This is a genomic window from Streptomyces sp. SBT349 (assembly GCF_001083795.1).
Classification (GTDB): domain Bacteria; phylum Actinomycetota; class Actinomycetes; order Streptomycetales; family Streptomycetaceae; genus Streptomyces.
This window is the reverse complement of record NZ_LAVK01000274.1, coordinates 1-10,617: the sequence shown is the minus strand read 5'-3', so window position 1 is coordinate 10,617 and position 10,617 is coordinate 1. Positions and strand designations below refer to the sequence as shown.

Below are 10,617 nucleotides of genomic sequence, written 5' to 3'. Positions count from 1 at the left end.
GTTGTGGTGGGGGTGGTTGGGAGTGATGGCGGTGTTCGTTCACCGACTGATCGCCTGGGAGGCGTTCATGCACCATCACATCGCTCGTTGTTCCGGCCGCTCCGGTCGTGGGGAGGTCTTTTCGCCGCTGGACGCGGTGGACCGCTCGTTTCTCGCGCTGGCTCGGACGAGCTTCCCGTTGACCATGCCGATGCCGGAGGACGTGCTCGCCGGGGAGGCGACCGGGGGAAGGCTGGCGGTCGACGAGGTCCGGGCCGTGCTCGCTCATTCGGCGACCGGGCCGGAGGTGCGGACCCGGATCTGGAGCCGGGTGGTCTCGTTGGCTCAGGAGGGTGGGGAGCCGTGGGGGACGGTGGCCGTGGGGTTCGCGGTTCCGGTGCTCCGGCGGGTGCTGGGCCGGTTGCCGCGTGGAAGTGCGGTGGAGTCCGTGGAGCTGGAGCAGGAGGTGCTCGCGGCGTTCATGGCTGCGGTGCACGCCGCGGATCCGGCGGATCCTGAGCTGGACCGGGGGTTGATCGCCGCCGCTGACCGGGCCGCGCACCGGCACGTATACGCCGCCTGCCGCGCGGCCCGCGAGCGGTGCGACGACGCCGAGGGGCCCCTGGTGTCGCAGGGGGCGGCGACGTCGGGGAGCGAGTACGACGTGCTGCTGCGGGCGGTGAAGGCGGGGGTGATCACCTGTCGGGAGGCGCAGGTGATCGGGCGGTCGCGGCTGGGGGGTGAGTCGATGACGGCGTTGGCGTTCGAGCGCCGGATCAGCCGGCGTCACCTGTACCGGTACCGGGCGGACGCGGAAGGGCGTCTCGCTGCGTTTCTCAACGAGGGGACTGTGTGACGAGAAGGGCCGTTGACCTGCGGTTTGGCACACTGTGGGTCCGGTTTTCTCTATAGGCGGTGAGTACAGGGACTCCCCGGTCGTTCGGGGAGTCCGCCGCCCGGTCCCTTCACTGGGTGTGGTGCTCGCCTTCGGTGGTGGCCGGGCCATGGGGCTCGCGCTGACACCCGAGTTCCCCCTTCGCAGTCTCCTGGTCAAGGGAGGTGTGCGCCCGTTCGGGGTCCTGCTCGGCCGCCACCGGAGGTTCCGCTCCGTTCGTCGTGCCAACGTCCGCCTCGTTCCGGTGCGGACGGGTGCACCTGTGGAGGTGCCCTGCGGAATGAATCTCCCACTGTCCCGGCTCTCGCGTCTTCGGGCGCGACTGCCGCTTCTCGCTCTCGGCGCCCTGGTGTTGCCGGTTGCCTTCGCGGATGCCGCGTGGGCTGCGGAGGAGTCCATCGATGCCGTGATCGACAACCTCACGGCCTGGGTCGTCGGCATCGTCGCCGGGGTGGCCACGCTGTTCTTCACGGCGGGGGGTCTTCGTTATCTGATGGCCGGTGGCGAACTGGGGGAGGTCGAGTCGGCCAAGCGGGCGTTGAAGGCCGCGGCCATCGGCTACGGCGTCGTCATCCTCGCGCCGGTCATCGTCACCGTGCTCAAGGGCATCGTGGGGGCGGAGTGAACACCATCCGCCTCCCGAGCGTTGTGTTCTCGGCCGTGGTGGTCGCGGTCCTAGTGCTGACGCCGTTCTCCGGGGCCGGTGCCCTCGGCGTGACGACGGGGGTTCTGGCTGTTCCGGCGGAGCCTGAGCCGCAGCCGAGTCCTGGCCCTTCGCCTGCGGCGCCGCTGCCGGACGCGGAGCCTGATGTCCGGGAGCCGAGTCCGAGTCCTGGCGAGCCACCGGATCCGGAAGGGCCGCGGGAGGATCGAGAGCCGGTCGAGGAGGAGCCGGAGCCGTCTCCGGGTCCTTCGCCTCCGGCGCATGAGGTGATCGAAGGGCTGCCGGAGGAGGCGGGCTGGGGCGGGGTGTTCGATATCCCGGGGGCGATCGCGGGTGCGATCACGGGGTTCATCGGGGATCTGGTCGAGGCGGCGATGGAGCCGTTCCTGGGCCTGCTGGGGGCCACGCTGCTGGCCACGCCGGAGGTGACCGGCAACGAGACGCTGGTGGGGATGTGGACCGGGGCGCTGGGGGTGGCGCTGGCCGGTTACGTGCTGGTGGTGATGGCCGGTGGCGTGACGCTCATGGGCTACGAGACCGTCCAGACCCGGTACGCCGTCAAGCAGATCGCCCCGCGCCTCGTCGTCGGGGTGCTGGCGGCGGCGACCTCGCTGCTGGTGGTGGGCAAGGTGATCGACCTGGCCAACGCGCTGTCGACGGCCGTCCTGGACGTCGGTGACCTGGATGCGACCGGTGAGGGCATGGCCGAGATGCTGCTGGGCGGGATGCTGATCAGTGCGGCCCCGGTGGATTCGCTGGTGCTGGTGTTGGTGCTGCTGGTCATGGTCGTCGCGGTGCTGATCGGCTACCTCGTCCGCGTCGCGCTGATCGCGCTGCTGGCCGTGTCCGGGCCGCTGGCGCTGTGCTGTCATGGGCTGCCGCAGACCGAGGGTGTCGCGAAGCTGTGGTGGCGCGCGCTGGGCGGGTGCATGGCGATCCAGGTGTGCCAGGCCGTCGCGTTGGCGGTGGGGCTGCGGCTGTTCTTCGCGCCGGGCAACACGGTGCTCGGCTTTCCGAATCCGGGGCAGTTGGAGACGTTGCTCGCGGGCGTGTGCCTGTTCTGGATCCTGTGGAAGATCCCCGGCTGGACGGTCCAGGTCATCCTGCGCGGTTCCCCGATGACCATGCCGCATGCTCCGGCGCCCGTGCGGATGCTGCGCGGAGTCGCGATGGCCATGCTCCTTCACCGTTACCTCCCTGCCGCACGTGGCGCTGCTGCTGGTGGCGGCTCGGCGGCGGGCCGCCGTGCAACCACCGCGCCCGTGCCCGGCGGGGCAGCCGCGAGCCCTGGTGCGGCTCCCGTTCCCTTCCCCGTTCCCGGTCCTGTGCCGGGTCGCCGTCCGCCTGGTCTGCCGCTGTTCCTGAGCCCTGATGGAAAGGAGCCCGACGCTCCCGTGACCCGTGCCAGCGGCCCACCGCCCTCGGCGGTCTTTCAGCCTCCCGAGCCGCACGCGGCGCAACAGCCGAAGCCGCGGAAGGCAACGAGCGCGCCCGCCAACCCGGTCTTCCGGTCGCCCGCTCCCCCACCAGCCGTGTCTCCGGCGCCGGATGGTCAGCCGTTGGCTCCGGTGCCCCCGAGTCCGCGGTTCGAGCCTCCCGTCCTGCCGGCACCGGCACCGCAGCCGAGGAAGGCCACGAAAGCGCCGCCCCCGCCGGTCTTTCGGCCGCCCGTCCCCGACACCGCGCTGCGGTCGCCCCGGCCGAGACCTTCCGTTCCGCCCCCGGCGCCCGTCTTCCGCGCGCCGCAGCGTCCAACGCCGCCACCAGCGGCTCGGCGGAAGAAGCCTGGGAGGCCGCAGTGAGTACGCCTGCTCGTATCCCCGCCGATGTGGAGCGCGAGGACCGGATCCTCGGTCCGCTGACGGCGCGCCAGACGGCGCTCATCGGAGCGGGTGGCCTGCTCCTGTACGCCGGTTACTGGTCGCTTCGCGCGTGGGTGGGCCCGCTGGCGTATCTGGCGCTGATCACGCCGATCGCCGGTGTCCTGGCCGGAGTGGCACTGGGCACCCGGGAGGGCATCGGCATGGACCGCTTTCTCCTGGCCGCCCTTCGCCACGGCCGACAACCCAAGCGGATGGTCCACGCACCGGAAGGTGTCCCACCCCTGCCGGGCTTCCTCGATCCGTCTTTGAAGAGGCAGTGTTCGGCGCCCGCGCCCGCACAGCTCCCCTGCCAGGGTGTCGATGAGAGCGCCGGGGTGCTCGACCTCGGGGTGGAGGGCCGGGCTGCGGTGGCGTCCTGCTCGACGGTGAACCTGCGTCTGCGCAACGGCGCCGAACAGCAGGCACTGGTCGCCGGGTTCGCCCGGTGGCTGAACTCGCTCACCGGCCCGGCGCAGATCCTCCTGCGCACCCACCCCGTCGACCTCACACCCGCAGCCGAACACCTCCGGCAGCAGGCCAACACCTTGCCGCATCCGGCGCTCACGGCCACAGCACACGCGCACGCCAGCTTCCTCGCCGACCTGGCGCACGGCCAGCTCCCCGCCCGGCAGCTGCTGCTTGCCGTGCGCGAACCAGCCGCCAGTGCGGCTGCGGGAAGGCGCGCTGTGCAGCGGCTTGCCGAGGCGGCCGACGTGCTCGCCACCGCGGACATCGACGCCCGCGCTCTCTCCGGGCGGGAGACGGCCTGGGTGATTCGCGCGGCCTGCAACCCCGAACCGCCGCTCTGCGCGGATGAACAGGAAGTGCCCTGATGCATCGTCGTCTCCTCTCCATTACAGGCCGGGCCGCGCGGAGCGACTCTCCCTCGGCCGGCGACCTGCTGGCCTCGCTGGGTCCGGAGTCGGTCGAGGTCCGTCCTCGGCATGTGCGCGTCGGCTCTCATGTCGCGGCCACGCTCGTCGTGACCGGCTATCCGGCCGAGGTTTCCGCGGGCTGGCTGGCGCCGCTGCTGAACTACCCGGGCCGCCTGGACGTCGCGCTGCACATCGAACCGGTGCCGATGTCCGTCGCGGCGCAGCGGTTGAGGAAGCAGCGCGCTCGCCTGGAGTCCACCCGCCGCAGTGGCTTCACCCAGGGGCACCTCGACAACCCGGAGGAAGAGGCGGCGGCGGCCGACGCCGCCGAGCTCGCCTACCGGCTGGCGCGGGGCGAGTCCCGGCTCTTTCGCGTCGGCCTGTACCTGACCGTGCACGCGGCGGACGAGGGGGCGCTCGCGCAGGAGGTGGCGTCGGTGCGTGCGGTGGCCGAGTCGCTGTTGATGACGGTGCAGCCCACCACATGGCGGTCGCTGGCCGGTTGGCTGTCCACGCTCCCGTTCGGCCTGGACACCTTGAAGATCCGCCGCACCTTCGACACCACGGCCCTGGCCGCCTGCTTCCCGTTCACCAGCCCGGACCTGCCCGCCACCGTGGACGAGGCCACGGGTGCCCCGAGCGGGGTCCTGCTGGGGATCAACGCCGCCTCCGGCGCGCCGGTGTTCTGGGACCGCTTCGCGCAGGACAACTACAACTCGGTCACCCTGGCGCGTTCCGGGGCGGGGAAGTCGTACCTGACGAAGCTGGAGCTGCTGCGGCTGCTGTCCACCGGGGTCCAAGCGGCGGTCGTCGACCCCGAGGACGAATACGTACGCCTCGCGGAATCCGCGGGGGGAAGCATCGTCCGCGTCGGTGTCCCTGGGGTGTGCGTCAACCCCTTCGACCTCCCGCCCTCCACAGCTGGCGGCGAGGACGCACTCGTGCGGCGGGTGCTGTTCCTCCACACCTTCCTCGCGGTGCTGCTGTCGATGGAGCTGGATGCCGCGCAGACGGCGGTCCTGGACGTGGCGCTGCTGGCCACCTACGAGCGCGCGGGCATCACCGCCGACCCGGCGACGTGGACCGCCCCCGCCCCGCTCCTCGAAGACCTCCACCGGACGCTGGTCGAGGACGGCCGTCCGGTCGCGGCCGAGCTGGCGGCGAGGCTGGTGCCGTTCGTCTCCGGCTCGCACTCCGGGCTGTTCAACGGGCGCACCACCACCCGCGTGGAGGGGCACTTGGTGGTCTTCGCGTTGCGCGAGCTGCCGGAGGAGGTGCGGGCCCCGGCCATGCTCCTGACGCTGGACGCCGTCTGGCAGCGCGTCACCCGGCCCGGGGTGCGGCGGCGGCATCTCGTCGTGGTGGACGAGGCGTGGCTGCTGATGCGGCAGACGGAAGGCGCGCGGTTCCTGCTGCGGATGGCCAAGGCCGCACGGAAACACTGGTGCGGGCTCGCCGTGGTGACCCAGGACGCCGACGACGTCCTCTCCTCCGCCCTGGGACGGGCGGTGGTGGCCAACGCCGCCACGCAGTGGCTCCTCGCGCAGGCGCCGCAGGCCATCGACCGTATCGCCGAAGCGTTCCATCTCTCCCGCGGCGAACGTGACCTCCTCCTGGCCGCCCGGCAGGGCGAGAGCCTGCTGCTGGCCGGCCCCCGGCACAAGGCCGTCGTCCACGCCATCGCCGCCCAGCAGGAACACGACCTCATCACCACCGACCCCGCCCACCTGGCAGCCGAAGGGGCCGAGCAGTGAGCGCGCCCCACCAGCCGGGCGGCCCGCTGGTGTCCTTCCTCACCAGCCCCGGCACGTTCCTCTCCGACCTCACCGGACTCGGAGCCCAACTGTCCGCCCACGCGCCCGTCCTCGCCCCGGCCGCTGCCTCGGCCGTGCTCGCCGCAGCCGGCGGACGGTGGTGGCTGGCCCGGCGGCGAGCCGAACGCTTCGCCCACCAGGCGCGCTGCGTGACCGTCCTCGCACCGCCGGACGTTCCCCGGAATGGTGGTGAGGTGTTGTGGGCGCAGCTGTCCGGGCTGTTGCGCCCCTGGTGGCAGCGTCTCGCCGCCGGTCAGCCGCACGTCGCGTTCGAGTACGCCTGGACGGCCGACGGCTTGAGCATCCGCGTCTGGACGCCGGGCAGCGTGCCGGTGGCGCTGGTGTGCCGCTCGGTGCAAGCGGCGTGGCCCGGCGCGCACACCACCGTCACCGACCCGCCCGCCCCTTATCCGGGCGGGCAGGTGGTCACGGCCGGTCGTCTGCGGCTGGCGCGCCCGGATATCGCGCCGCTGCGCACCGGCCATGCGGTCGACCCGTTGCGTGCTCTCCTTCAGTCCGCCACCGGTCTCGGTGAGGGCGAGACCGCGCTGGTGCAGGTGCTCGCACGTCCTGCCACCGGGCTGCGGAGGCGACGCGCCAGGCGAGCCGCCCGCGCCCTGAAGACCGGCGCCTCCCCCTCGCGGCGCCTGTCCGGTCTCGCGGCGCTGGCCGCCCACCGCACACAGCCCTCGCTGGAGGGCCGGATGGACGCCGAGTTCGCCGCCGCCGTGCGGCAGGCCGCCGAGAAACTCTCCGGCCCCCTCTGGGCAGTGAGCATCACCTACGCCGCCACCGCGCCCGAAGGTGAGAACGCCCGCGGCGTCGTGCGTGGCCGGGCACACGCCCTCGCGTCCTCGTTCGGGCTGTTCGCCGCCCGGAACTGGCTGGCGCGGATGCGTCTGCCGCGCCCGTTCACGGCGCTGACGCTGCGGCGCTTTCCCCGGCGCGCCGGGCTGCTGTCCGTTCCCGAACTGGCCGCCCTGGCCCACGTGCCCGCAGACCCGGATGCCCCCGGCCTTGCACGCGCCGGTGCCCGTTCCATCCCGCCGCCCCCCGCGGTACCGGCCCCCGCGCCCGGGAGCGGCGTCAAACCCCTGGGCCACTCGGACACCGGCACCCGGCGCCCGGTCGGCCTCAACGCCTCGGATGCCCGCCATCACGTTCATCTCATGGGCGCCACCGGCTCGGGCAAGTCCACCCTGATCGCCAACCTCGCCCTGGACGACGTCCGCGCCCGCCGCGGCCTGGTCGTCATCGACCCCAAGGGCGACCTCGTCACCGACCTCCTGGAACGCCTCCCCGAGAGCTGCGCCGGCCGCCTGGTGCTCCTGGACCCCGACGACCCGCACGCCCCGCCCTGCCTGAACGTGCTGGAAGGCGCGGACATCGACGTCGTGGTCGACAACATCACCGGCATCTTCCGCCGCATCTTCCACGCCTTCTGGGGCCCGCGCACCGACGACCTCATGCGCGCCGCCTGCCTGACCCTGCTGCGTCACCGCGCCCGCACCCAGAAGCTGGTAACCCTCGCCGACGTTCCCCGTCTGCTCGCCGAGCCCGCCTACCGGCTCCGCATCATCCCCACCCTCAACGACCCGGTCCTCAAGGGCTTCTGGGCCTGGTACGAGTCGCTTTCCGAACCGGCCCGCTCGGCGGTCAACGGCCCGGTGATGAACAAGCTCCGCGCGTTCCTCCTGCGCGACTTCGCCCGCCGGGCCATCGCCCAGGGCCATTCCACCTTCGACCTCGCCGAGACCCTCGACGGCGGCATCCTCCTCGCCCGCCTGCCCAAAGGCGCCCTCGGCGAGGAAACAGCCCGGCTGCTCGGGTCGTTCATCGTCGCCAAGATCTGGCAGGCCGCCGCCGCCCGCGCCCACCGGCCCGAAGCGGGCCGCATCGACGCCGCCCTCTACCTCGACGAGTGCCACAACTTCCTGACCCTCCCCTACCCCCTGGAGGACATGCTCGCCGAAGCCCGCGGCTACCGCCTCTCCCTCCACCTCGCCCACCAGAACCTCGCCCAGCTCCCCACCGACCTACGCGAAGGGATCTCCGCCAACGCCCGCAACAAGGTCTTCTTCAACGCCTCCCCCGAAGACGCGCGCGCCCTGGAACGGCACACCGCCCCGCTCCTGACCGCCCACGACCTCGCCCACCTCGGCCGCTACCAGGCCGCCGCCCGCCTCCTGGCCGACGGCGCCCACACCGGCACCTTCACATTCACCACCGACCCGCTCCCGCCCGCCGCCCCTGGCCGAGCCGCGCTCCTGCGCGCCCGAGCCGCCGAACACGTCGGCACCCCCGGCGCCAGCACACCCCTCGCACCGCCGAACCGCCCATGACCGCACTGGTAAAGCACCTGGTCAACGGCCTATTCGTCACCGGCTGACCATGCCCGAGGCACGCCATGTCCGAGAGGACCGTTCCCGATGGGGAAGCCCCTCCTCGGCACCTCAGCACTCGGATTGAGCGTTACCCGAGCTGCCCTTGACCGAAGCGACAAAGGCGCTGGTCAGCGGCCGATTCGCCACCGCCCGACCACGCACAAACCACATGACAGTCAAGCCTCGTCCGGGAGGACCGTTCCTGATGCCCGCCCCCGTTCTCGGCACTCAGCCCGGCTACGTTCCCCGCGCAGCGCTCCGCCGCCCTCGCTCCGCTGACACGAGCACCCGCGCCCGCGGGGGCACCTCCGCGCTCGCCTCCCGCATCACACCAAGGGACCTGTGGCTGCTTCAGATGCTCCACGAGCACCGGGTCCTCACCACCCACCACATCACCGCGCTGTGGAACGTCAGCCACCGCGTCACCAACCGCCGCCTGCGCGCGCTCTACCACTTCCACGCGCTGGACTCCTTCCGCCCGCTGACCCGGCAGGGCTCGGCGCCCGAGCACTACACCCTCGGCCGTGCGGGCGCCGAAATCCTCGCCGCCCGCTACGGCACCGAGATCAGCCACCTCGGCTGGCGCACAGACCTTGCCACCCGCACCGCCTTCTCCCCGGCCCTGGGCCACGACCTCGCCGTCCACACCCTCCTGGTCACCCTGGCCGCCCGCCACCACCAAAACCCGGACCAGGCACTGACCACGTGGCTCTCGCCGCGTTCCGCCGCCCGCCTGTGGGGTGACTGGATCCGCCCCGACGCCTACGCCCACTGGCGCCACCACACCACGGAGGTGCCGTTCTTCCTCGAACACGACACCGGTACCGAGGCCCTGCACCGCGTCGAAGCCAAACTCGCCGGCTACGCCGAACTCTCCGCCTCCACCGCGACGGCGACGCCGCTGCTCATCCACACCTCCAGCGCCGCGCGCGAGACCCACCTGCGCCGCCGCCTCGGCGACACCGCCGCCTCCACCGGACTCCTCGTCGCCACCACCCACCACGGCCTGCCCGCACACGCGACCGCCGGGGCCTGGCTGCCCTTGCATCCACCGACCTCGACCCGGCAGGCCCTCGACGGCCTGGCCACCTACTGGCCGGGGATCACGCCCGCGCTCACCGATCAGTCCGTCGAGGCAGCCGCCGCGGCGACGGCCGCCGGCCGGGGCGCCTTCGCCTGGCAGCCCATCCCGCCCCTGCCACCAGCCCCGACCCGACAGCCCCCGGCCTCGTGAGCAAGGCCATCGGTGCCGCGCTCGCCGCCCGGCTGCTGCTGTTCCTCGCCGCAACGGCCGGAGCCACCGCCGTCCTCGGCCAGGCCACGGCAACGGCAGGGGTTCTGCCCAGCCGCCACGCCCTGGCCGACATCCCGCCCCACCTGCTCCCCCTCTACCAGCGGGCCGCGAACGAATGCCCAGGACTGCCCTGGACCGTCCTGGCCGCGATCGGCAAGGTCGAGACCGACCACGGCCGCCACCCGACCATGGTCTCCACCGCCGGGGCGGTCGGCCCGATGCAGTTCCTCCCCGACACCTTCGCCGGCTACGACCAGCCCGTTCCGCCCGGCGGCTCCGACCCGCCCACCCCCTGGGACCCGGTCAACGCCGTCCATGCCGCCGCCCGCCTGCTGTGCGACCACGGAGCACGCCACAACGACAACCTCCACCGCGCGATCTGGCACTACAACCACGCCGACTGGTACGTCGACCAGGTCCTCGACCAGGCCACCCGCTACACCGCCCTCGCCCAGCCCGGCAGCAACCAACCCGCCCCCAACCCACAAGCAGCGACCGCCATCTCCTACGCCCGCCGGCAGATCGGACTGCCCTACCTCTGGGGAGGCGACGGCCCCCAGGCCGGCGACCCGGGGTTCGACTGCTCCGGCCTGACCCAGGCCGCCTACGCCCAAGCCGGGATCCGCCTGCCCCGCACCGCCCAGGACCAGTACACAACCGGACCCCGCCTCCACCCCGGCGAACAACTCCTCCCCGGAGACCTCGTCTTCTACGGAACACCCGACAACGTGCACCACGTCGGCATCTACACCGGAAACACCCACATGATCAACGCCCCCAAGCCAGGCCAACCCGTCCGCGAGGAGCCCTACCGCCACCCCGGCGACGACCACCCCGGCGCCACCCGCCC

Annotated in this window: 8 protein-coding genes; all 8 read left to right on the top strand. The window is 72.6% G+C overall.

Features of this window, described 5'->3' with window-relative positions; translation table 11 throughout:
• Positions 1-835, top strand: an 835-nt coding sequence (locus ADY01_RS41375; protein ID WP_324613315.1) for a hypothetical protein, incomplete at its 5' end; no start/stop codon positions are given.
• 319 nt (positions 836-1,154) lie between these two features.
• Positions 1,155-1,499: a pilin gene (locus ADY01_RS26645; protein ID WP_049578603.1), complete on the top strand. Its 345-nt coding sequence runs from the start codon at positions 1,155-1,157 to the stop codon at positions 1,497-1,499.
• Between the two features lie 305 nt (positions 1,500-1,804).
• Positions 1,805-3,340 carry a hypothetical protein gene (locus ADY01_RS26640; protein ID WP_049578601.1) on the top strand — a complete coding sequence of 512 codons (1,536 nt, stop codon included), beginning with the start codon at positions 1,805-1,807 and terminating at the stop codon, positions 3,338-3,340.
• Positions 3,337-4,233: a PrgI family protein gene (locus tag ADY01_RS26635; protein ID WP_049578599.1), complete on the top strand. Its 897-nt coding sequence runs from the start codon at positions 3,337-3,339 to the stop codon at positions 4,231-4,233. The genes ADY01_RS26640 and ADY01_RS26635 overlap by 4 nt, the downstream gene beginning before the upstream one ends.
• Positions 4,233-6,029 carry a VirB4 family type IV secretion system protein gene (locus ADY01_RS26630; protein WP_049578597.1) on the top strand — a complete coding sequence of 599 codons (1,797 nt, stop codon included), beginning with the start codon at positions 4,233-4,235 and terminating at the stop codon, positions 6,027-6,029. Before ADY01_RS26635 ends, ADY01_RS26630 begins: the two co-directional genes overlap by 1 nt.
• Positions 6,026-8,431: a type IV secretory system conjugative DNA transfer family protein gene (locus tag ADY01_RS26625; protein WP_049578595.1), complete on the top strand. Its 2,406-nt coding sequence runs from the start codon at positions 6,026-6,028 to the stop codon at positions 8,429-8,431. Before ADY01_RS26630 ends, ADY01_RS26625 begins: the two co-directional genes overlap by 4 nt.
• Before the next feature lie 247 nt (positions 8,432-8,678).
• Positions 8,679-9,707, top strand: coding sequence for a replication-relaxation family protein (locus ADY01_RS26620; protein WP_063784364.1), 1,029 nt, complete (start codon positions 8,679-8,681; stop codon positions 9,705-9,707).
• Positions 9,704-10,617: NlpC/P60 family protein (locus ADY01_RS26615; protein WP_053171232.1), on the top strand; the 914-nt coding region annotated here is incomplete at its 3' end. The genes ADY01_RS26620 and ADY01_RS26615, both read left to right, overlap by 4 nt.

Excerpts from the sequence above, each read along its gene's own strand:
- ADY01_RS26630 (WP_049578597.1), top strand. The coding sequence starts at position 4,233 with ATGCATCGTCGTCTCCTCTCCATTACAGGCCGGGCCGCGCGGAGCGAC.
- ADY01_RS26620 (WP_063784364.1), top strand. The coding sequence starts at position 8,679 with ATGCCCGCCCCCGTTCTCGGCACTCAGCCCGGCTACGTTCCCCGCGCA.
- ADY01_RS26645 (WP_049578603.1), top strand. The coding sequence starts at position 1,155 with ATGAATCTCCCACTGTCCCGGCTCTCGCGTCTTCGGGCGCGACTGCCG.